The following is a 21,100-nucleotide window of genomic DNA, read 5'->3' as shown; positions in this document are numbered from 1 at the left end:
GGATGGATCAGAAGCGGTAATCGAAGCCCAGCGTGAAGTAGCGGCCGCGCAGGTCGTACTGGCTGAAGTCGTACGGCGCGCGGATGCCCGGGAACGAGGCGTCGTACGGAGGCGTCTTGTCGGCCAGGTTCTGCACCTTGGCGTACACGGTCAGCTTGTCGATACCGGTGTAGGCCAGGTACAGGTCGTACTGGCTGTAGCTGCCGACACGCTGCTGCACGGCCTTCGCTGCAGTGCTGGCTTCCTGGCGGTAGCCGCTGGTGTAGTACCACGTCACCGCTGCGTTGAAGTCGCCGTACTTCCAGTCCAGCGTGGTGGTCGCCTTGTCCTTAGGCAGGGTCGCGCCCAGGTTGCTGCCGGCGTAGTCGACCAGCGGGCCGCCGACCACGGTCGGGCGACGGTAGTCGCGCACGTGGGTGTAGGCCGAGGACACGGTGAAGTCACCCAGCGCAGCGGTCGGGATGCGTTGGCGCAGCTCGACATCGATGCCCGAGGTCTTCAGCTCGCTCAGGTTCTGGTAGCGGTTGTAGACCGCCTGCAGCTTGCCGCGCTCATCGCGCTGCACGGCACCGGCCACGTTGTCATTGACCAGGGTCTGGGTGTTGTTGGTGCCGACCAGGTTGTCCAGCTGGATGCGGTAGTAGTCCACGCTCAGGTTGGTGTTGGCCCACGGCGACAGCACTACGCCGAAGTTCACGCTCTTGGTTCGCTCGGGCTTCAGTTCGTTGTTGCCGACGGTGAAGAAGGTCGGGTTCTGGCGCGAGCCCGGCACGTCCGGATCACGCGGATCAACCACGCTGCCGTAGGCGATGCTGGTGCTGTTGGAGTTCTCCGACAGCGACGGTGCGCGGAAGCCCTTCGAGGCGGAGGCACGCACCAGCAGGAAATCCAGCGGCTGCCAGCGCAGGCCGATCTTCGGCGAGAACGCATCGCCGAAATCATCGTAGTGATCGGCACGCGCGGCGGCGGACAGCTCCAGGGTCGAGGCCAGCGGCACGTTCACTTCGGCGTAGGCCGCACTGACCTGGCGCTGGCCATGCACTTCGGCAATGGCCGGGCGCACCTGCAGGCCGGCATCGATCTGCCACGGGTTGTTGGAGTCGAGCTTCTCGCGGCGCCACTCGGCACCAGCGGCGAAACCAATTTCGCCGGCCCAGGTGTGGCCCAGGCTGCCGGAGATCCTGGCGTCGATCCCCTGCAGCTTGGACTCGGCCGGGCGCAGCGTGGCGATGTTGATCGAATCGCGCACCGACTGCGGCGTGGCCGACGGGTCCAGCAGATTGTAGCTGCCGGTGGCCAGCGCATCGGCCAGCGCCCAGCGGTTGGCGAAGCCGCCGGACACGCTCTCGCGCTCGCTGCTGCGCGCACCGAATGCAGCCACCTCCCAGTCCCAGTTGGCGGTGGTGCCACGCACGCCGAACACACCGCGATAGGCGGTTGAGCGGTTGGTCTTGATCGTGCCGCCGAGGTCGAAGAAGGTGTATTCGATCGGAATCGCACGGCCATACGGGTTGTACGGATTGTTGGCCGGCAGCAGCGACGACACCGGCTCGGCGAGGCCGCTGTTCGCGTTCAGTGCGAAGCGGCCGCTCTCCAGGGTGAAGAACGGGCTGCTGCCGAACCACGCGGCGCTCTTGATCTGGCTGTACAGCACTTCGCCGAAGGCTTCGACGTTGTCGTTCAGGCGGAAAGTACCGTTGGCGTAGGCCTGGTAGCGCTTGGTCGAAGGAATCAGCGTGGTGAACGGTGCCTGGTTGAAACCGCAGGTGTCACCGGCCAGGCCGTCGATCGGTGCGCTGGCAACGCGGGTGGTACCGGTCGGGCAGTTGCCATTGGCATCGAGCATCGGCACCGACACGCCGTTGACCAGATAGCGCGCGCCCTTGGCCGACCAGCCGTTCCAGCGGCCACCCGGTGCATCGGTGTAGATGCCGCTCTTGGTCAGGTTGCGCTCGTCCTGGTCCAGGCGCTCGCGGTTGTAGCCCTGCAGGCTGAAGAGGATGTTGTAGCCATCGGTGTCGAGATCGCCGAGACCGCCGACGAACTTCAGGTTCTGCTCGTGCAGGCCGCCCTGGTCGGCACCGCCGAAGCTGCCGCCGATCTCGGCGCCTTCGAAGTTCTGCCGGGTGATGATGTTGACCACGCCAGCCACGGCATCGGAGCCGTACACCGCGGAGGCGCCGTCCTTGAGCACTTCAATGCGCTCGACCGCGACCAGCGGCAGCGCGTTGAGGTCGACGAAGGTATCGGACAGGCCACCGGCCGGGAAGCCGTAGTTGGCCAGGCGGCGGCCGTTGAGCAGCACCAGCGTGTTTTTCTGCGACAGGCCACGCAGGCCGATGCCGGCCGAGCCGGAGGCCCAGCCGTTGTTGGTGGTTTCGTTGCTGGCATTGCCGGTGTTGGCCGAGATCGAGCGCAGCACATCGGCCACGGTGGCCTTGCCGGTCTGTTCCAGTTGCTGGCGGCCGATCACCTGCACCGGGTTGGAGGCCTCGGTATCGGTGCGCTTGATGTTGGAACCGGTGACGCGCACGGCAGCCAGGGTGCTGGCTTCGCCACTGGCGTCGGTGGAGGTTTCGGCGGCGGCGGACAAAGGCGCGGCCAGAGCGACGGCCAGGGCCGCCACGAGCAGGGTGTGCTTGGGCATGACGATGTGGGGGAGGTGGTAAGGGCGACGAAGTTCCGCAGTAGTCCATGCCCGGCCGGGGTTCGGCCAATAACATCTCTTCATACGGATATAAGAGAAGCTATCATCTCTTCATCCGGATGAAAAGACTTTCTTCACGAAAGACCAACATCCACTCAGGCTGCCCGGCTGCCCGCGGCGTACAATTGCGCCATGGAAATCTTCAAAGTCTTCATGCTCGAGGCGGCGCACCGCCTCCCCAACGTGCCGCCGGGGCACAAGTGCGCGCGCCTGCACGGCCACTCGTTCCGGGTGGAACTGAAGGTCGAGGGCGAGCCGGGTGCGCAGACCGGCTGGATCATGGATTTCGGCGACGTGAAGGCGGCCTTCCAGCCGATCTACGATCGCTTGGACCATCACTACCTCAATGACATCCCGGGCCTGGAGAACCCGACCAGCGAGAACCTGGCGGTGTGGATCTGGAACGAACTCAAGCCCAGCCTGCCGGCGCTGAGCGAGATCACCGTGCACGAAACCTGCACCTCCGGTTGCCGTTACCGCGGCCCGGCAGCCTGATCAACCCATTGATCTGAAAGGCATTTCAAAGGCGCTCTGGGCGCCTTTGTTATTTTTGTTGCATTGCCGCATCAAGGGCGTATGCTGCATTGCATCAAGCCACTCCCTGATGCCCCATGGCCGCCGCCTTCAGCGATCGCTTCAGTGATGCCACCCGCCAGCTCGCCGCCGCGGCAACGCGTGCGAACCGGTTGGCGTTGGAGAACGCGGAAAGCATGTTCGGCGTGCAGCTGAAGGTGATGGAGCGCAACCTGACCGCGACCGGCGGTTGGCTGGGTGAACTGGCCCGCGGCGAAGATGCGGCCGGGACGCTCAACAAGGGCGCACAGCTGTGGCAGGACAACCTGCAACGGCTGGGCCAGGCCCAGCAGGACGTGGTCGGTCTCGGCCTGCAGGCCAGCAAGGCCTGGTCCGAACTGGTGCAGGGCTACAACGAATCAACGGCGGACGCGAACAACCACTGACGCGACGCAACGCTCATTGCGTGGGTCCCTCCCCCCACGCAATCCGGACCCGGCAGATCCCTCCCTCTGCCGGGTCTTTTTTTGCCTGGCGTTCGGATTGAAGAGCGCTTCTTCGTCTGGACTCTCTGCGAACTGATGGGCCCCGCCGGGACAGGCAGGGGCCTGGGCAAATGTCCCCCGGCACCGGCCGTTGGCCGTCACCTCCTCCTTTACTTTGCCCAGACCCCTGCCCGCCCCGACGAGGCTCGGCATGCGGTGAGGAGAGCGCAGCGCGCGCGGGCGCCTTTCAATGAGGCGCCGACGAACTCCGAACGCAGGGCGGATGCCCTTGCGTACGAAGTAAAGGGGGAGGTGACGGCCAACGGCCGGCGCCGGAGGACATTCGTACGCAAGGGCATCCGCTCTGCGCCGCGCAGAATGAACCCGCCGCACGCGTGTTTTCGTCCTGATTCGCCGCAAACTGAAGGGCCCAGCCGGGACAGGTAGGGGCCTGGGCAAATGTCCCCCGGCACCGGCTGTTGGCCGTCACCTCCTCCTTTGCTTTGCCCAGACCCCTGCCCGCCCCGACGAGGCTCGGCTTGCGGTGGGTAAGGCGGCGATCAATCTGCCTTCAATAAAGCGCCGATAGATTTCGAACGCAGGGCGGATGCCCTTGCGTACGAAGTAAAGGGGGAGGTGACGGCCAACGGCCGGCGCCGGAGGACATTCGTACGCAAGGGCATCCGCTCTGCGCCGCGCAGAATGAACCGACCGCACGCGATGCAGGAACGGCTCAGCGCCCGCGACCACCGTGCCAGTGCTGGTGCCACGCCTGGAACATCAGCACGTTCCACAGGTGCGTGTGCCACTTGCGTTCGCCACGCAGGAACGCTTCCCAGATGCCGCGCACGCGTGCTGCATCGAAGCAGCCCTGGTTGCGCAGCAGCTGCGGGTCCAGCAGCGCCTCGGCCCAGTCGCGCAGAGGGCCCGCCAGCCAGCGTGCCATCGGCGGGCCGAAGCCGCGCTTGGGGCGGTACACCAGCGGCTCGGGGAGATAGCGTGCCAGCAGGTGCTTGAGAATCCGCTTGTGCTCACCGTCGTGGTACTTCAAGTGCTGCGGCAGGCGCCAGGCCAGGCGCACCACCTCCATGTCCAGCAGCGGCGCACGGGTTTCAACGCCCGCCGCCATGCCCGCGCGGTCAACCTTGGCAAGGATGCCTTCGGCCAGGTCCATGCGGAAATCCAACAGCTGGATACGCGCCTCGGCCGGCAGCGCCGTGTCCTGCTGCTGGAAGATCGTCACCGGCTCACGCGCACCCAGCACCACCTGCGCCGGTTGCCGCCAGCGGGTCACGCGCTGCAGGTAATGACCTTCCACATCGTTGGCAGCCACCTCGGCCACCAGTGCGCGCCAGCCACCGAGGCGGCCGCGTTCGACATTCATGCGGTTGCCGCTGCGCCGCGCCAGGTCGCGTACCCAGTCCGGCAGGCCACCGCACAGGCGCGCATTGCGCAGCGCGCGGCCATAGCTGGGGTGGCCGAAGAACAGTTCATCGCCACCGTCACCGGTCAGCGCGACCGGCTTGCGCGCCCCCAGCAGTTCACTGGCCAGCAGCGTCGGCAGCTGCGAGGCATCGGCGAACGGCTCGCACCAGACCTGCGGCAGGCGCTGCAGCAGGTCCAGGCCCTGACGCGCGTCCATGCGGTGCAGGTGGTGTTGCACACCCAGATGGCGCGCGACCTGCGACGCCCAGTCGCTCTCATCATGCCCAGGATCGTCGAAGCCGACCGTCCACGCTTCGATCGGCAGGGTGGATTGGGCCTGCATCATCGCCGTCACCAGCGAGGAATCGGTGCCGCCGGACAGGAATGCACCACAGGCCAGTGGCGAGTGCATGCGTGAAGCGATGGCCTTCTGCAGTACCGCTTCGAGCTGGTCGGTGGCCTGTTCCAGGCTCGGCGCCGGTTGCAGCGGCTCCTGCAGTGCACTCTGCATCGCGTCGCGTGCGCACCAGTAACGCGCGCCCCCCTGCGCGGCCTGGCTGGAGTAACCCGCGGCATGGTCGCTGAGATCGATGCGCAGCATCGCGCCCGCCACCAGCTTGTGGATACCGCGGTAGATGGTGTGCGGGGCCGGCACATAGTCGTGGCGCAGCAGCAGGCTCAGCGCATCCTGGTCGATGCTCGGCGCGAAACCGGCGAAGGCCTGCAGCGCCTTCAACTCCGAGGCGAACAGGAACTGGCCCTGGTACCAGCCGTAATACAGCGGTCGCTCGCCAACCGGATCACGGGCCAGCCACAGCACGCGCGACTCCCGGTCCCATACGCTGAAACCGAAGGCACCCTCGATACGCGACAGCGCCCGCTGCACGCCCCATTCGACGATCGCCTGCAGCAGCAGCCGCGCATCGCTGCAACTGCGTGGCAGGTCGCGCAACTGCGCCTGCAGGTCAGCGCGGTTGTACAGGCGGCCGTCCAGGCACAGCACGTAGCGACCGCAGTCCGAGCTCAGCGGCTGCAACGGCGTATCGGTCGGCGCCCGGCAGTGGCCCAGCGCGAGGCCGGCTTCGGCGTCGGTCCAGTAGCCGATGCGGCCACGCCCACGCTGCTGCAGGGCCCGCAGCATCGGTGCCAGCTGCTGCAGCAGCTGCTCGTCCTCGGCGGGCGGCAGCCAGGCCCCGACCACGCCGCTCATCGGGAGCCTCCGCTCTGGCGGCGGGATGGGTTCAGCAGGCAGGGGGCGGCGGGCGACATGGGGACGGCACGCGGAACGGAGGAGACTCCATGCTCGGCGCCCGGCCGCGCGGCGTCAGTCGCTTTGCTGTCAGCGATCGTCACCAGCCGTATCACGAAGGTAACGTTTTGTAACAGCAACAGGCTATGCTGGACGCCAAGTTGTTGCCGGGACTGAGACCCGGCCCGTGCGCCAGCAACCCCGGCTGAATGGCGCCCGCCCCCGGGACCCGGGCGGCCCGCAGGCTGGGATAGCATCGCCGCGCTCGTGCCGTGGAGGTACGTTTGCGCCCACGGAGGCCTTGGAAATGCTGGATATCGTACTGGTCGAAGACGATGCCCGCCTGGGAACGATGGTCAGCGACTACCTGCAGCGGCATGGCTACCAGGTGGCCCACGAACGCAGCGGCGAGCGCGCAGTGGCCCGCATCCTGGCCGAGAAGCCAGCCCTGGTGCTGCTCGATGTCGGCCTGCCCGATCAGGATGGTTTCGAAGTGTGTCGGCAGATCCGGCCCCACTATGACGGCATCATCTGCGTGCTGACCGCCCGCACCGACAACATCGACCAGGTGCTGGGACTGGAGCTGGGGGCCGACGATTACATCGGCAAACCGATCGAACCGCGGGTGCTGCTGGCGCGGCTGCGGGCCCACCTGCGCCGCCACCGCCGGGTCGAGCCGCGTGACGGCAGCCTGCGCTTCGGCGAGCTGAACATCGACCCGTCCACCCGCAACGTGCACCTGCAGGGCGGCCTGCTGGAGCTGACCACGGCCGAGTTCGACCTGCTGTTCCTGCTGGCCAGCAACGCCGGCCAGATCCTGGACCGCGACGCGCTGCTGCGCGGCCTGCGTGGCATCGCCTTCGACGGCCTGGACCGTTCGATCGATGCCCGCATCTCGCGCCTGCGCCGCAAGCTGGGCGACAACCCCGAGCAGCCGGAACGGATCAAGACCGTCCGTGGCCGCGGCTACCTGTTCAGCCGCTCGGCATGGGGATGAAGCGCACGCCATCGGCGATGCGCGGCCACGCCTTCCACTTCCTGCGCTACGGCATCGGCTTCCTGGTCGCCCACCTGTTGTTGATCGTGCTGGGCCTGTGGGCCTGGGATGCCCTGCTGGAAGACCGCACCGAAGCCGGACTGCAGGCCGAGATGCGCGGCACGCATGCGCTGCTGCAGCATCGCTTCGCCGAAACCCCGCGCGACCAGTGGCCGGTGCTGGCACGCGAACTGGACGCCGATTTCGCCTACGCGCTGCGCATGGTGCCGCTGGCCGAGGCAGTGAAGGAGTTGCCGGCCAGCCAACGCCCGCCGTTCAACAATGGCCGCGTGCAGATCGACCTGGAGCACATGCGCAGCCTGCAGCGGATCGGCGACAGCGACTATGCGGTGATGCTGGGGCCGCTGGACGAAGCGTTGCCGGACGAGGGTTGGCAGGACAGCGAAGTATCCGGTGTGGCGATCCTGCTGCTGATCCTGATGGTGGCGGTGGCACTGCCGATGTACGTGATGGTCTATCGGCTGTGGCGCGACGTCTCGCAGCTGGCCCAGGCGGCACGGCAGATGCGCGACGGCCAGCTGGATACCCGCGCGCCGCGTGCCGGTACCGCGCTGGTGCGGCCGCTGGCCAATGCCTTCAACCATATGGCCGAGCAGCTGCAGCAGCTGCTGGAAAGCCAGCGCGTGCTGGCACAGGCGGTGGCGCACGAAGTCCGCACGCCGTTGGCGCGGATGCGTTTCGGCCTGGCCGACCTGGAGGACACCGCGCTTGATGATGTGCAGCGCGATGCACTGGGCGGGCTGCGCACCGATGTGGATCGGCTGCAGCACCTGACCGATGCCGGCGTCGAGTACGCCGCGCTGGGTCGCTGCCATCAACTGACGCGCCAGCGCCTGCAGCTGGCGGCGCTGGTGCGCGGCGTGGTGGCCCAGTTCGCACCGTTGCCAATGCCGGTGCAACAGGCGCTGTCGCCGGTGGGCCTGGTCAACGTCAACCGGCACATGCTGGAGCTGGCGCTGCGCAACCTGCTCGGCAATGCACTGCGTTACGCACGCCGGCAGATCCGTATTGCCAGCACGGTCAATGACGGCTGGCTGTGCGTGCAGGTGGAGGACGACGGCCCCGGCATCGCGCCCGAACTGCGCGGCCAGGTACTGCAGCCCTATGTCCGGCTGGACCCGGGCAGCCCCGGTTTCGGCCTTGGCCTGGCGCTGGTGCAGGTGGTCGCCGACAAGCATGGTGGCCACGTCGAGGTGACCGATTCGGAGTTGGGCGGTGCCTGTATCCGCCTGCACCTGCCGCTGGAATCCGGCGGCATCGTCGAGTGCGAAGCGGCCTGCTAGGCCGCCGGTTCCGCACGCGGCAAGGCAAACACGAACAGCGCGCCACGCTCGCTGTCGCGCAGTTCGATGTGGCGGCCGTGCAGCTGCACGATGCGCTGCACGATCAACAGGCCCAAGCCACCGTTCTCCCCGCGCCGAGCCCCCAGCGCGGCCGGTGCCTGGAACAGCTGGGTACGCAGCGCTGGCGCCACCCCGGGGCCGTCATCGGCCACGCTGACCTCCACGCTGTCCGGGGTCGCACGCAGGCGCACCTCGATCTGGCCGCCGTCGGGCGCATGCCGCAGCGCGTTGTCGAGCAGGTTGGTCAGCACGCGCTCGACCAGGCCGAGGTCGGCGCGCACCAGCGGCAGGCCGGGTGGAAATGCCGCGTGCAGCTGCTGGCCGCGCGCCTGCGCCGCCAGTTCGAACTTCTGCAGCACGTCCTGCAGCAGTTCCGGCAGTGCGAACACCTCCCACTCCAACCGCACTTCGCCATGTTCCAGCCGGGCCAGCTCGAACAGCGCGCGCGCCAGCCGGCCGACCTTGGCGCTCTGTGCCAGCGCGATGCCGAGATAGCGGCGGCGCTCGTCCGGTGACAGCGTGGCGTCTTTCAACGCCAGCGTTTCCAGGTAGCCATGCAGCGACGACAACGGCGTGCGCAGGTCGTGCGAGATGTTGGCGACCAGCTCGCGGCGCTGCAGGTCCTGCTGGCGCAGCTGCTGCCACTGCTCACCCAGCCGTTGTGCCATCTGCGCGTGCGCGTGTTCGAGGATCACCAGCTCGTCGCGCTCACCGGGGCGCAGCGGCTCCGGCGGCGGCAACGGCGTGGGTGCGTCGATGTCGAAGGCCTGGATGCGCCGGGTCAGCCGCCGCAGCGGACGGGTCACCCAGTAGAACGCCACCAGCCCGGCCAGCAGGCCGAGGCCGCCGACCAGCACCACCGACCACAGCGTGGTGTTCCACTGGCTGCCAGCGGCAAGGTCATCGGCCAGCATCTGCCGGTGCTCGCCCACCAGCACCACGTACACGTAACCCGCCGGCCGGCCCTGCACGATCAACGGCGCGGCACTGAACACCTTGCGGCCATCGGCGCTGCGCGGGTCGTCGCCCAGGATCGGCAACGGTGCACCGGCCAGCAGGCGACGCAGCGGCGCCACGTCCACCTGGTTGCGCACCAGGTGCCCACTGGGCGCATCGTGGCCGAGGATGCGGCCCTGGTCGTCCAGCAGGTAGACCTCGACACTGGGATTGACCGCCATCAACTGGCCGAACAGTGCGCGCACCGCGGCATCGCGCATGCCGCTGGTATCCATCAGTTCGCTGCGCTGGGCGATGTGCTCGGCCAGGCCCAGCGACAGCCGCTGCACCACCTCCTGCTCGTGGCGGGTGTTGGCACGCATCTGCAGCGCCAGCAGCGCCATGCAGCACGTCAGCATCAGCGCGGCGATCACTGCTGCCAGCTTCTGCCACAGGTTCGGCCTGATCATGCCGCCGCCCCGGCCGGGTCGACCAGCTTGTAGCCGCGGCCCCACACCGTCAGCAGCCGCCGCGGATTGGCCGGATCAGGCTCGATCTTGCTGCGCAGGCGGTTGATATGGGTGTTGACCGTGTGTTCGTAGCCATCGTGCTGGTAGCCCCAGACCTGGTTGAGCAGCTCCATGCGTGCGAACACCTGGTCTGGATGGCGGGCGAAGAACAGCAGCAGGTCGAACTCGCGCGGGGTCAGCTCCAGCGCGCTGCCGTCCACCGAGGCCGTGCGTGCAACCGGGTCCAGCTGCAGCCCACCCAGTTCGATCGCGCCGGCATCGATGCGCGCGCTCTGCGCCATCGCCTCGGCGCGGCGCAGCAGTGCGCGCACCCGTGCCACCAGTTCCGGCATCGAGAAGGGCTTGGCCAGGTAATCATCCGCGCCGAGTTCCAGGCCGACGATGCGCTGGGTTTCGCTGCCACGCGCGCTGATGATGATGATCGGCACATAGCGCGCCATCGCGCGTGCACGCTGGCACACCTGCAGGCCATCCACGCCGGGCAGCATCACGTCCAGCACCAGCGCATCCCACGGGCCGTCCTGCTCGAGCAGGCGCAGGCCGGCATCGCCACTGGCAGCGTGGGCAACGTCGTAGCCCTCATCGCCCAGATGCATGCGCAGCAGGTCGGCGATGTGGGCATCGTCTTCGACGATCAGGACACGTTTGGCGGACATCGGCAGCTCGGGGCCAGTGGGGAGGCTGCCCGCATTGTGGCGCGGGACGGCCGTCGATACCTCACGAAAAATTGAATCCTGCGTGAGGATTCGTTGACCCGGGCGGGCGCAGCATGGCCCCGTCGCCCCTTCCCGGAGTCCGCCATGTCCCTGTCCCGTCGCCACCTGCTGGGCCTGGGCGGTGTTGCCACCGCCGCCGGCCTGCTTGGCCTGGGGGCCTGCAGCCGCGCCGCCCCGGCCGCCGCCGAAGCGCGTCCGTCGCGACAGTTCGAGGTCATGCACAGCGATGCGCAGTGGCGCCAGCAGCTGACCCCGGCGCAGTACGCGGTGCTGCGCCAGCAGGCCACCGAACGCCCCTACAGCAGCCCGCTCAACAAGGAACACCGGCAGGGCACCTTCGCCTGCGCCGGCTGCGCACTGCCGCTGTTCTCCTCCTCCACCAAGTTCGAAAGCGGCACCGGCTGGCCCAGCTTCTGGGCGCCGCTGCACAACGCCATCGGCGAAGACCGCGACGTCACCTTCGGGATGCTGCGGGTGGAGGTGCACTGCCGTCGCTGCGGCGGCCACCTTGGCCATGTGTTCAACGATGGCCCACGCCCAACCGGGCTCCGCTACTGCATGAACGGTGCGGCGATGGTGTTCGTTCCCGGTGCCACGGATGGCGGCACTGCCGACGGCTGGCGGGTGCCGGTCGGTTCTTCCCCTGTTTCCGGAGCCTGACGATGCTGCTGTTGCTGCTTGCCTACCTGGGGGGCGCGCTGACCCTGCTCAGCCCCTGCATCCTGCCGGTGCTGCCGTTCGTGTTCGCGCGTGCCGACCGTCCGTTCCTGCGCAGCACGCTACCGCTGCTGCTGGGCATGGCACTGACCTTCACCGTGGTCGCCAGCCTGGCCGCGGTGGGCAGCCAATGGGTGGCACAGGCCAATCAGGTTGGACGCTGGATCGCCCTGCTGCTGATGGCGCTGTTCGCGGTCGCCCTGCTGTGGCCTCGACTTGCCGATCATCTGCTGGCGCCATTCCAGCGCGTGGGTGCCCGCCTGAGCGCGCGTGCCGATGCAGCGGATGCCGCGGGGCACGGTGGCGCGTGGACCTCGCTGCTGATCGGCATCGCCACCGGCCTGCTGTGGGCACCGTGCGCCGGGCCGATCCTCGGCCTGGTGTTGACCGGCGCCGCCCTGCATGGCGCCAGCGTGGGTACCAGTACCCTGCTGCTGGCGTATGCGCTGGGCGCGATCACCGCGCTGGCACTGGCGGTGTGGGTGGGCGGTCGTGTGTTCCGTGCACTGCAGGCGCGGCTTGGCCTCGGCGATGCACTGCGCAAGGTGTTGGGTGTGGCTGCCCTGCTGGCGGTGGTAGCGATCGGCATGGGCTGGGATACCGGCCTGCTCACCCGCCTTTCAACGGTCAGCACCGCGCGCATCGAGCAAGGCCTGCTGGATGCGGTACCCGGCGCGCAGCCGGCGGCACCGCCGATGATGATGATGGCCGATGCCAACGCCGCGGCCGATGCACCGCTGCCGGTGGAAGGCACCCTGCCCGCGCTGGACGGTGCCACCGGCTGGCTCAACAGCCCGCCGCTGAGTGCACAGCAGCTGCGCGGCAAGGTGGTACTGGTCGATTTCTGGACGTACTCCTGCATCAACTGCCTGCGCGCGATGCCGTTCGTGCACGAATGGGAACGCCGCTACCGCGACCACGGCCTGGTGGTGGTCGGCGTGCACACGCCGGAGTTCGCCTTCGAACGTGACCCACGCAATGTGATGAAGGCGGTGCAGCAGCTGAAGGTCGAGTACCCGGTGGCGCTCGACAACCAGTACACGATCTGGCGCGCGTTCAACAACCGCTACTGGCCGGCGCAGTACTTCGTCGACGCGCAGGGCAACATCCGCGGCCACCAGTTCGGCGAAGGCAACTACGCGCGCTCGGAACAGATGATCCGTCGCCTGCTGACCGAAGCTGGCCAGACCAATCTGCCGCCACCGGCCGATCCCGCTGCCGCCGACCTGAAGGGCGTGGCCGCGCAGGCCGACATGGGCAACCTGCGTTCGCCGGAAACCTACCTGGGCCACGCCCGTGCCGAGCAGTTCGCCTCGCCCGGCGGGCAGCGCAGCGACGCTGCGTTCGACTACACGTTGCCAGCCACCCTCGCGTTGAACCAGTGGGGGCTGTCCGGGCGCTGGACCGTCACCGATGAAGACGCACAGCTGCAACAGGCCGGTGGCCGCATTGCCTTCCAGTTCCATGCGCGCGACCTGCACCTGGTGCTGGCACCGAGCGAGGACGGCAAGCCAGTGCGCTTCCGCGTCTGGCTGGACGGCAAGCCGCTGCCCGCCGCCGATGCCGGCAGTGATGTCGGCACCGATGGCAGTGGCGTGGTCGACGAGCACCGCCTGTACCAGCTGGTCCGCCAGCGCGGCGCGGTCGGCCCGCATCGCTTCGAGATCGAATTCCTCGATGCCGGCGTGCAGGCCTACGCCTTCACCTTCGGTTGAACCGGGAGGACACCATGAAACTCTCCTTTGAACAGGGCATCGCCGCCGGTGTCGCCGGATTGGTGGCTGCCGCATTGATCACCGGCGTGCTGCTGGTCGACCACAGCGCGGTCGCGGCACCGGTCGAGGCCAGCGCGCAGGTCAAGGCGCTACCTGCGCCCAGCGGCGACGCCGCGTTCCGCGATGACGCCACCCATGCCAGCGTGGTGTTCGCCGGTGGTTGCTTCTGGGGCGTGCAGGGCGTGTTCCAGCACGTGAAAGGCGTGAGCAATGCGGTGTCCGGCTACATCGGTGGCAGCGCGGCCAACGCGCGCTATGAGCGCGTCAGCGGTGGTCAGACCGGTCATGCCGAAGCCGTGAAGATCGACTACGACCCGCGCCAGGTCAGCTATGGCCAGCTGATGCAGGTGTTCTTCTCGGTGGTGCACGACCCGACCCAGCTCGATCGACAGGGACCGGACCACGGCAGCCAGTACCGCTCGGCGATCTTCAGTGACGACGCACGCCAGCAGGCTGCCAGCCGCGCCTACATCACCCAGCTCGGCCAGGCCGGCAGCTACCGCGCGCCGATCGTCACCCAGCTGGTCAGCGGCCAGCGCTTCTACCCGGCCGAGAGCTACCACCAGAACTACATGACGAACTACCCGCAGGCGGCCTACATCCGCTACTACGACGCACCGAAGCTGGCCGCACTGGGCAAGCAGTTCCCGGCGCTGTACCGGCGCGACGCGGCGCTGGTGCCGATGCGCTGACGCCCCGGGTGGTGCCGGCCGTTGGCCAGCAGCTGCGGATCCAGGGGTTGCCGGCCAGCGGCCGGCACTACCTAAAAAAGACGCACGGCCATCCAGCCGTGCGCTTGGGAAGTATCGGCCGTGCCCCGATCAGGCCCGGCCGACAACGACATGCTAGGCTCGCCATCATCATGGGTACAGCACCAGATGGCGGGAAATTCGATGGATACAGATGACCAGAGCGCGATGATCCCACCCCGCTACCAACGGCTGTCCGACGAACTGGCCGAGGCCATCCACGGCGGACGCCTTCCGGTCGGCAGCCGCCTGCCCTCGCTGCGGCAGATGGCCTCACAGCGCAGGCTCAGCCTGAACACAGTGATCGCTGCCTACCGCCAGCTGGAAGATGCCGGCCTGGTCATTCCGCGGCCCAAGGCCGGCTTCGAGGTGGCGCCGCGGTTGTCGGTACCAGAACGCTCGCTGCGCGATGTGCCCTCAGCCCCGACCGCACCGCTGCAGCAGGTGCTGATGGCCCGGGTACTGGAGGCACAGCGCCGCCCGGGCGTGATCGACCTGGCCTTCGCCGGCCCGCGCGGGCGCCAGTTCTATCCGGGCGCGCAGCTGGCCCGTCACACCGCGCAGGTACTGCGCCACGGCCAACAGACGGTGGAGACCTACGCGCGCCCCAATGGCTCGCCAAGGCTGCTGGCGCAGATCGTGCGGCGTGGCCCGCGCATGGGGCTGCACACCCACAGCGAACGCCTGCTGCTGACCCATGGCGCGATGGAGGCCCTGCAGCTGGCGCTGCGCGCGGTCACCCAGCCCGGTGATGCGGTGGGCATCGAGGCACCGTCCTACTTCAACCTGTATCCGTTGCTGGCCAACCTCGGCCTGCAGGCCATCGAGCTGCCCACCCATCCGCAGCTCGGACTGGATGTGGATGCGCTGGATGCGCTGCTGGAGCACACGCCGCTGGCCGCACTGGTGGTGATGCCGACCGTGCACAACCCGCTCGGCTGTACCATGCCGACTGCCGCCAAACAGCGCCTGGCCGAGCTGGTCAACGCACGGCAACTGCCGCTGATCGAAGATGCGGTGTACGCCGAACTGCAGTTCTGCGAACCGCCGGCACCCTTGCTGAAAGCCTTCGATCGCGACGGCTGGGTGATGGTGGTCGGCGGTTTCTCCAAGACGCTGGCGCCGGATTACCGCATCGGCTGGCTGGATGGCGGCCGCTTCGCCGAACGCATCGCGCTGCTGAAATTCCAGTCCACCGGCGGCGAGCCGCAGCTGCTCGGCGATGCGGTGGCCGCGTATCTGGAAGCGGGCAGCTACGAGCACCATCTGCATCGCATGCGCCGCCTGTACCGCGAACAGGTGGGACGGCTGCGCCAGCTGGTGGCCGAACACTTCCCGATAGGCACCCGCGCCACCGAACCGCAGGGCGGCTTCCTGCTGTGGCTGGAACTGCCCGGCGTGGATACACGCGAGCTGTTCGAGCGTGCATTGCAGGAGGACATCGTGTTCATGCCCGGCCAGGTGTATTCGCGTGGCGCGCGCTACCGCCACTGCCTGCGGCTGTCGTGCTGCCAGACGCTGGATGCGCGCTTCATCGGCGCGGTGGAGCGGCTGGGTGCGATCGCGCGGGAGCTGGCGGCTGCAGCACGGTAGTGCCTGCCGCTGGCCGGCAACATCGGGATTCACCGGATCGAAGCAGTTGCCGGCCAGCGGCCGGCACTACCAGCCATCGCCAAGGTGCACTGCGAGTTGTGCACCGTCCGCACCCGGCAGATGTGGCAGCCGCCCCCAGCACGGCATCGGCAGGCGCTGCTGCAACGTCGCGATGTTCTCGTCCTGGCGCTGCATCGCCGGGTCGATGTGGTTGCCGATCCAGCCCAGGCACTCCACGCCACTGGCCTGCAGCGACTGCGCGGTCAGCCGCGCATGGTTGACGCAGCCCAGCCGCATGCCCACCACCAGCAGCACCGGCAACTGCAGTGCTCGCACCAGGTCCAGCTGGTCCAGCGTGGCCGAGACCGGCGCCAACCAGCCGCCAACACCCTCCACCACCACGATGTCGGCCTGTGCGCGCAGCCGCGCGAACGCGGCCACGATCGGTGCCAGCTCCACCTGCACGCCGTCCTCGGCAGCGGCCAGCTCCGGTGCCAGCGGCTGCCGCAGCGCGTATGGATTCAGATCGGCATAGTCCGGCACCGGCCAGCTGGCCGCCTGCAGCGCCAGTGCGTCCTCGTTGCGCAGGCCCTGCCCCAGATCCTCGCTGCCGCTGGCCACCGGCTTCATGCCCACCGCGCGCAGGCCGCGCCGGCGCAGCGCATGCAGCAGCGCGGTGCTGGCCGCGGTCTTGCCGATCTCGGTATCGGTGCCGGTGACGAACAGGGCGGGCGGCAGCGTAGCGGGCAACGGCATCGATGGGCTCCAACAGGGCGACAGAGCGTGCATTATCGCCGGCCCGGCGCGCTTGCTAGACTGCGGGCATGTTCGCCAATGCCTCGCTCACCGGCAGCAAGCCGGAACAATACGCCCAGCTGCTGGAACAGGCCCGTGGCCTGGTCTACGCCGAGTCCGACCGCATCGCCAACGCGGCCAACCTCTCGGCACTGGTCTATCACGCCCTGCCCGACCTGAACTGGGTGGGCTTCTACCTGTATGACGGCAAGGAGCTGGTGGTCGGCCCGTTCCAGGGCCTGCCGGCCTGCGTGCGCATCCCGCTGGACAAGGGCGTGTGCGGTGCCGCCGCCAGCCAGCGCGTGACCCAGCGCGTAGAGGACGTCGATGCCTTCCCCGGCCACATCGCCTGCGATTCGGCCTCGCGCTCGGAACTGGTGGTGCCGCTGCTGCGTGGTGATGAACTGATCGGCGTGTTCGACATCGACAGCCCGAAGGTCGGCCGCTTCGACGCCGATGACCAGGCCGGCCTGGAAGCCATCGCCCGCGTGTTCGTCGAGGCGCTGGGATGAGCACGCCGAAGCTGCGCAACATCGGCCCCAAGAGTGCAGCCTGGCTGCGCCAGGTCGGCCTGCGCAGCCGCGAGGACCTGGTTGCGATCGGCGCAGTCGGCGCCTTCGTCAAGGTCAAGCGGGCCGGCTTCAAGCCCAGCCTGAACCTGCTGTACTCGCTGGAAGGCGCATTGCTGGACTGCCACTGGCAGGAACTGAGCGAGCCGCAGCGTGAGGCGCTGGTGCAGGATTACGAAGCACGCATCGCCGCGCATCCACTGAAGGCGGCCGGCCCCGCTTCGGGTCCGGTGCATGAGCAGCGCTTCGATGCCGGCGATGACGCGGAAGACAGCATGGCCGAGCGCGCGGACGAGGATTGACTGCACCGGTAGTGCCGGCCGCTGGCCGGCAACTGCATGGTCTTTTCAATGTTCCTGAAGCTGCCGGCCAGCGGCCGGCACTACCGATGGGTTACGGCTGCACTACGAAACACGCATCGCCGCGCACCCGCTGAAGGCGGCCGGCCCCGCTTCGGGTCCGGTGCATGAACAGCGCTTCGATGCCGACGATGACGCGGAAGACAGCATGGCCGAGCGCGCGGACGAGAATTGACTGCACCGGTAGTGCCGGCCGCTGGCCGGCAACTGCATGGTCTTTTCAACGTTCCTGAAGCTGCCGGCCAGCGGCCGGCACTACCGATGGGTTACGGCTGCACTACGAAGCACGCATCGCCGCGCATCCGCTGAAGGCGGCCGGCCCCGCTTCGGGTCCGGTGCATGAGCAGCGCTTCGATGCCGACGATGACGCGGAAGACAGCATGGCCGAGCGCGCGGACGAGGATTGACTGCACCGGTAGTGCCGGCCGCTGGCCGGCAACTGCATGGTCTTTTCAACGTTCCTGAAGCTGCCGGCCAGCGGCCGGCACTACCGATGGGTTACGGCTGCTGCAGCTCCAGCAGTTCGCCCACCAGCCCGACTTCGCCGCGCTCCAGCCACACCCGCAGGCGCGTGCCGTGGTCGATGCGCAGTGCCCAGCACAGCGACATCGGCAGGCCGCAGACCTGCGACAGCACCATGCGCAGCGGGCCACCATGGCTGACCACCAGCGTCGGCACCGGATCATCATCATCGAGCAGGCGATCCAGCGCGCGCGCGATGCGCCGCTCGAAGTGGCCCCAGCTTTCACCGTTCGGCGGCGGGAATGCATGCGGATCGGCATGGAAGGCCGCCAGTGCGTCCTCCGGCAGGTCGAACAGCGACTGCCCGTCCCAATCGCCGAAATCCAGCTCTTCCCATTCCTCGTCCGCTTCCACGTCCAGCCCACGCGGGGTAGCCAGGGCCATCGCCGTGTGCAGCGAGCGAAGCCGTGGCGAACTGATCACCCGCTCCCACGGCTGCGCGGCGTAGGCATCGACCAGTTCCTGCGGCAGGCGAGCCAGCTGCGGTGGATCGCTGCGGCCATCGAGGAACTCATCGCGACCGTTTCCGGCATGGCGGACCAGGTCGAGGATCATGCGTGCGTCCTGTGCAGGCAACGCGGGAACAGCGGAAAACGGGCGGACATCGGCAACGGCACCACGGGATCGAGGGACCATTCTAAGGGCACAGCAAAGGCAGTCGAGCACGCTCGACACTACGGGCCGCCTGCGATGCCGTAGACTGCGCGCACTTCCAGGTGACCTGCGGCCACGGCCGGCAGGTTGAAACGGGAAGCCGGTGACGCGTGATTCCACGCCATGCCGGCGCTGCCCCCGCAACGGTAAGCACGCCAGTTCCAGGCAACAACGCCACTGTGCCACGGGCATGGGAAGGCGCCTGGACGGTGGCCTCGCGCCACCCGGCGGCAAGCCCGGAGACCGGCCAGGAAGCCTCAGGTCGCGATGCGGTGGGCATGGCGCTGGATGACCGCGGCCTGCGCTGCGGCGTCGGCGCATGCCTGCCTTCGCGGCTCCTCCCCTTCGCCACGCGGGCGTGCGTGGCACCTGGAGTCCCCCATGAAGCTGCAGTCCCGAATGCTGTCCCTGGCCGTGCTGGCCGCCCTGCCCGCGCTGGCCCAGGCCGCCGATGACACCACCGCGCTCGACCAGATCCTGGTCACCGCCACCCGTACTCCGATCGCCCTGCAGGACAGCATCGCGCCGGCGCAGGTGATCGACCGCGCGCAGATCGAATCCAGCCAGGCCACTTCGCTGCAGGAACTGCTGCGCGGCCGTGCCGGCATCAACCTGACCAATGCCGGCGGGCTCGGCAAGCAGAGCTCGCTGTTCCTGCGCGGCACCAACTCGGGCCACACCGTGGTGCTGGTCGATGGCGTGCGCATCAACAGTGCCGACCTCGGCCTGGCCATGTACCAGGACCTGCCGCTGGCGCAGATCGAACGCGTGGAAATCGTGCGTGGCCCGCAGTCCAGCCTGTACGGCGCCGACGCCATCGGTGGCGTGATCCAGATTTTCACCCGCCGCAACCAGGGCGATTTTGCTCCGCACTTCCAGCTCGGTGGCGGCAGCAACGGCCTGCGCGAAGCCAGCGGCGGCATCGGTGGTGGCACCGAACGCGGCTGGTTCGGCGCCGACATCGCCTACCAGCATTCCGACGGCATCGATGCCTGCCGCGGCTCAGCGGCGCTGTTCGCCGGCTGCTTCGCCGATGAACCCGACCGCGACGGCTACCGCAACCTGTCCAAGAGCCTGCGCGGCGGCTACACCTTCAACGACCAGTGGAACGTGGAAGGCAGCGCATTGCGTGCCGACGGCAAGAACCACTACGACGGCTACTACAACTACTCCGAGACCCGCCAGCAGGTGCTGGCCGGCAAGGTGCGCTACACCCCGTCCGAACGCCTGGCGTTCACCGCCAATGTCGGCCGCAGCGACAACGAGTCGGACAACTTCGGCGACTTCGGTGCCCGTGGCAGCGCACAGACCCACCGCGACAGCGCCTCGCTGCAGGGTGACTTCACCTTGGCCGAAGGCCAGCTGCTGAGCACCGGCGTGGACTGGAGCGAAGACAACCTGGATGGCAGCAGCGCCGGGTATCTGGTCGACAGCCGCCGCAACACCGGCGTATTCGTGCAGTACCAGGGCCGCTTCGGCCGCCACCAGCTGCAGGCCAGCGCGCGCAACGACGACAACCAGCAGTTCGGCAACCATGCCACCGGCAGCCTCGGCTGGGCGATGCAGTTGGGCCACGGCCTGCGCGTCAATGCCAGCTACGGCACTGCGTTCAAGGCGCCAACCTTCAGTGACCTGTACGACCCGTGGAGCGGCGTGCCGACGTTGAAGCCGGAGAAGTCAAAGAGTGCCAACCTGGGGGTTTCACAGCAGGGCCAGGGCTGGCATTGGGGCCTGGACGTGTACGAAACCCGCATCGATGACCTGATCACCTACGATGCGTCCACGATGAAAATGCAGCAGGTGGAGAAGGCTCGCATCCGCGGTGCCGAGCTGACCGGTGGCGTCCTGTTGGCCGGCTTCGACATCAACGCGCAACTGAGCTACACCGACCCGCGCAACCGCACCAACGGCAGCACCCAGTTCGACAACTGGCTACCGCGCCGCGCGCAGCAGACCGCGCGCCTGGACATCGACCGTCGTTTCGGCGACTTCCGTGCCGGCCTGACCGTGCAGGGTGCGGGCAAGCGCTATGACGATGCCGCGAACGCGGTGAAGGTGGGCGGCTACGGAACGCTGGACCTGCGCGCCGAGTACGCGTTGACGCCGGAGTGGTCGCTGCTGGCACGTGCCGCCAACGTGTTCGACCGCCGCTACGAGACGGTGGCGTGGTTCAACCAGCCCGGCCGCGAGTACCAGCTGAGCGTACGTTACCAGCCGAAATGAAGGCGCGCGCCGGGCATCGCCCGGCGCCTCCTGATGCCATCGACGCATGGCGTCGATCTACTGTAGAGCCGAATGCCCGCAGCCAACCTGAGCATGCGTTACCAGCCGAAATGACCGCGACGGTCATGGTAGTGCCGGCCGCTGGCCGGCAACATCATGACCTTCGGCAACGCGTTCCGGATT

The 21,100-nt window shown here is 68.1% G+C and carries 17 protein-coding genes and 1 riboswitch; of the genes, 11 read left to right on the top strand and 6 right to left on the bottom strand.

What is annotated here, in order from left to right:
* Positions 1-7 precede the first annotated feature (7 nt).
* Positions 8-2,647: a TonB-dependent receptor plug domain-containing protein gene (locus EGM71_RS02530; RefSeq protein ID WP_188487615.1), complete on the bottom strand. Its 2,640-nt coding sequence runs from the start codon at positions 2,645-2,647 to the stop codon at positions 8-10.
* A gap of 192 nt (positions 2,648-2,839) precedes the next feature.
* On the opposite strand from EGM71_RS02530, the gene queD reads away from it, so the two are divergent.
* Positions 2,840-3,202: a 6-carboxytetrahydropterin synthase QueD gene (gene queD / locus EGM71_RS02525; protein WP_049444904.1), complete on the top strand. Its 363-nt coding sequence runs from the start codon at positions 2,840-2,842 to the stop codon at positions 3,200-3,202.
* Positions 3,203-3,318: 116 nt separating this feature from the next.
* Positions 3,319-3,666: a phasin family protein gene (locus tag EGM71_RS02520; RefSeq protein ID WP_188487613.1), complete on the top strand. Its 348-nt coding sequence runs from the start codon at positions 3,319-3,321 to the stop codon at positions 3,664-3,666.
* A 772-nt stretch (positions 3,667-4,438) separates the two neighbouring features.
* Here the strand turns inward: EGM71_RS02520 and asnB are convergent.
* A complete protein-coding gene (asnB, locus tag EGM71_RS02515) occupies positions 4,439-6,340 on the bottom strand; it encodes an asparagine synthase (glutamine-hydrolyzing) (RefSeq protein ID WP_188487611.1) in 1,902 nt (633 codons plus the stop codon).
* A gap of 346 nt (positions 6,341-6,686) precedes the next feature.
* Here asnB and EGM71_RS02510 point away from each other — a divergent pair, with 346 nt between their 5' ends.
* Both EGM71_RS02510 and EGM71_RS02505 read left to right on the top strand, forming a co-directional pair.
* Entirely contained in the window at positions 6,687-7,376 is a 690-nt protein-coding gene (locus tag EGM71_RS02510; RefSeq protein WP_010484092.1) for a winged helix-turn-helix domain-containing protein, read from the top strand.
* The gene (locus tag EGM71_RS02505; protein WP_188487609.1) at positions 7,373-8,719 is read left to right on the top strand and encodes an ATP-binding protein; all 1,347 of its coding nucleotides are present in this window, start codon (positions 7,373-7,375) and stop codon (positions 8,717-8,719) included. The genes EGM71_RS02510 and EGM71_RS02505 overlap by 4 nt, the downstream gene beginning before the upstream one ends.
* On the opposite strand, the gene EGM71_RS02500 is transcribed toward EGM71_RS02505, so the two are convergent.
* A complete protein-coding gene (locus tag EGM71_RS02500; protein WP_188487607.1) occupies positions 8,716-10,185 on the bottom strand; it encodes a sensor histidine kinase in 1,470 nt (489 codons plus the stop codon). The genes EGM71_RS02505 and EGM71_RS02500 overlap by 4 nt on opposite strands.
* The gene (locus EGM71_RS02495) at positions 10,182-10,901 is read right to left on the bottom strand and encodes a response regulator transcription factor (protein ID WP_188487605.1); all 720 of its coding nucleotides are present in this window, start codon (positions 10,899-10,901) and stop codon (positions 10,182-10,184) included. Before EGM71_RS02495 ends, EGM71_RS02500 begins: the two co-directional genes overlap by 4 nt.
* 144 nt (positions 10,902-11,045) lie before the next feature.
* Between EGM71_RS02495 and msrB the strand changes: the two genes are divergently transcribed.
* From msrB to EGM71_RS02475, 4 genes are all read left to right on the top strand, one after another.
* The gene (gene msrB / locus EGM71_RS02490) at positions 11,046-11,621 is read left to right on the top strand and encodes a peptide-methionine (R)-S-oxide reductase MsrB (protein ID WP_188487602.1); all 576 of its coding nucleotides are present in this window, start codon (positions 11,046-11,048) and stop codon (positions 11,619-11,621) included.
* Between the two features lie 2 nt (positions 11,622-11,623).
* The gene (locus EGM71_RS02485) at positions 11,624-13,393 is read left to right on the top strand and encodes a cytochrome c biogenesis protein DipZ (RefSeq protein ID WP_188487601.1); all 1,770 of its coding nucleotides are present in this window, start codon (positions 11,624-11,626) and stop codon (positions 13,391-13,393) included.
* A 14-nt stretch (positions 13,394-13,407) separates the two neighbouring features.
* Positions 13,408-14,145 (top strand): peptide-methionine (S)-S-oxide reductase MsrA, encoded by a 738-nt coding sequence (gene msrA / locus EGM71_RS02480; protein ID WP_188487599.1) that lies wholly within the window; start codon positions 13,408-13,410, stop codon positions 14,143-14,145.
* 201 nt (positions 14,146-14,346) lie between these two features.
* On the top strand, positions 14,347-15,795 hold the full coding sequence (locus EGM71_RS02475; RefSeq protein ID WP_188487597.1) for a PLP-dependent aminotransferase family protein: 1,449 nt from the start codon (positions 14,347-14,349) through the stop codon (positions 15,793-15,795).
* Positions 15,796-15,861: 66 nt separating this feature from the next.
* Here EGM71_RS02475 and bioD read toward each other — a convergent pair whose 3' ends face one another.
* Positions 15,862-16,551 (bottom strand): dethiobiotin synthase, encoded by a 690-nt coding sequence (gene bioD / locus EGM71_RS02470; protein WP_188487595.1) that lies wholly within the window; start codon positions 16,549-16,551, stop codon positions 15,862-15,864.
* A gap of 68 nt (positions 16,552-16,619) precedes the next feature.
* Here bioD and EGM71_RS02465 point away from each other — a divergent pair, with 68 nt between their 5' ends.
* Positions 16,620-17,102 carry a GAF domain-containing protein gene (locus EGM71_RS02465; RefSeq protein WP_005407940.1) on the top strand — a complete coding sequence of 161 codons (483 nt, stop codon included), beginning with the start codon at positions 16,620-16,622 and terminating at the stop codon, positions 17,100-17,102.
* The gene (locus EGM71_RS02460; protein ID WP_188487593.1) at positions 17,099-17,461 is read left to right on the top strand and encodes a TfoX/Sxy family protein; all 363 of its coding nucleotides are present in this window, start codon (positions 17,099-17,101) and stop codon (positions 17,459-17,461) included. Before EGM71_RS02465 ends, EGM71_RS02460 begins: the two co-directional genes overlap by 4 nt.
* A gap of 555 nt (positions 17,462-18,016) precedes the next feature.
* Here the strand turns inward: EGM71_RS02460 and EGM71_RS02455 are convergent.
* A complete protein-coding gene (locus EGM71_RS02455; RefSeq protein ID WP_032128728.1) occupies positions 18,017-18,595 on the bottom strand; it encodes a histidine phosphatase family protein in 579 nt (192 codons plus the stop codon).
* Between the two features lie 142 nt (positions 18,596-18,737).
* Positions 18,738-18,960: riboswitch (cobalamin riboswitch) on the top strand.
* A 115-nt stretch (positions 18,961-19,075) separates the two neighbouring features.
* Between EGM71_RS02455 and btuB the strand changes: the two genes are divergently transcribed.
* On the top strand, positions 19,076-20,917 hold the full coding sequence (btuB, locus tag EGM71_RS02450) for a TonB-dependent vitamin B12 receptor (protein ID WP_188487591.1): 1,842 nt from the start codon (positions 19,076-19,078) through the stop codon (positions 20,915-20,917).
* Positions 20,918-21,100: the final 183 nt, after the last annotated feature.

Origin of the sequence: Stenotrophomonas maltophilia (genome assembly GCF_006970445.1) — a bacterium.
GTDB classification, from domain to species: Bacteria; Pseudomonadota; Gammaproteobacteria; order Xanthomonadales; family Xanthomonadaceae; genus Stenotrophomonas; species Stenotrophomonas maltophilia_AU.
Note: the sequence above shows the minus strand (reverse complement) of the source record. Positions and strands in the feature narration are given on the sequence as shown.

Bases quoted from the DNA above. Each gene is read 5' to 3' on its own strand.
- EGM71_RS02530 (WP_188487615.1), bottom strand. From the start codon at position 2,647: ATGCCCAAGCACACCCTGCTCGTGGCGGCCCTGGCCGTCGCTCTGGCC.
- queD (WP_049444904.1), top strand. From the start codon at position 2,840: ATGGAAATCTTCAAAGTCTTCATGCTCGAGGCGGCGCACCGCCTCCCC.
- EGM71_RS02520 (WP_188487613.1), top strand. From the start codon at position 3,319: ATGGCCGCCGCCTTCAGCGATCGCTTCAGTGATGCCACCCGCCAGCTC.
- asnB (WP_188487611.1), bottom strand. From the start codon at position 6,340: ATGAGCGGCGTGGTCGGGGCCTGGCTGCCGCCCGCCGAGGACGAGCAG.
- EGM71_RS02510 (WP_010484092.1), top strand. From the start codon at position 6,687: ATGCTGGATATCGTACTGGTCGAAGACGATGCCCGCCTGGGAACGATG.
- EGM71_RS02505 (WP_188487609.1), top strand. From the start codon at position 7,373: ATGAAGCGCACGCCATCGGCGATGCGCGGCCACGCCTTCCACTTCCTG.
- EGM71_RS02500 (WP_188487607.1), bottom strand. From the start codon at position 10,185: ATGATCAGGCCGAACCTGTGGCAGAAGCTGGCAGCAGTGATCGCCGCG.
- EGM71_RS02495 (WP_188487605.1), bottom strand. From the start codon at position 10,901: ATGTCCGCCAAACGTGTCCTGATCGTCGAAGACGATGCCCACATCGCC.
- msrB (WP_188487602.1), top strand. From the start codon at position 11,046: ATGTCCCTGTCCCGTCGCCACCTGCTGGGCCTGGGCGGTGTTGCCACC.
- EGM71_RS02485 (WP_188487601.1), top strand. From the start codon at position 11,624: ATGCTGCTGTTGCTGCTTGCCTACCTGGGGGGCGCGCTGACCCTGCTC.
- msrA (WP_188487599.1), top strand. From the start codon at position 13,408: ATGAAACTCTCCTTTGAACAGGGCATCGCCGCCGGTGTCGCCGGATTG.
- EGM71_RS02475 (WP_188487597.1), top strand. From the start codon at position 14,347: ATGGATACAGATGACCAGAGCGCGATGATCCCACCCCGCTACCAACGG.
- bioD (WP_188487595.1), bottom strand. From the start codon at position 16,551: ATGCCGTTGCCCGCTACGCTGCCGCCCGCCCTGTTCGTCACCGGCACC.
- EGM71_RS02465 (WP_005407940.1), top strand. From the start codon at position 16,620: ATGTTCGCCAATGCCTCGCTCACCGGCAGCAAGCCGGAACAATACGCC.
- EGM71_RS02460 (WP_188487593.1), top strand. From the start codon at position 17,099: ATGAGCACGCCGAAGCTGCGCAACATCGGCCCCAAGAGTGCAGCCTGG.
- EGM71_RS02455 (WP_032128728.1), bottom strand. From the start codon at position 18,595: ATGATCCTCGACCTGGTCCGCCATGCCGGAAACGGTCGCGATGAGTTC.
- btuB (WP_188487591.1), top strand. From the start codon at position 19,076: ATGAAGCTGCAGTCCCGAATGCTGTCCCTGGCCGTGCTGGCCGCCCTG.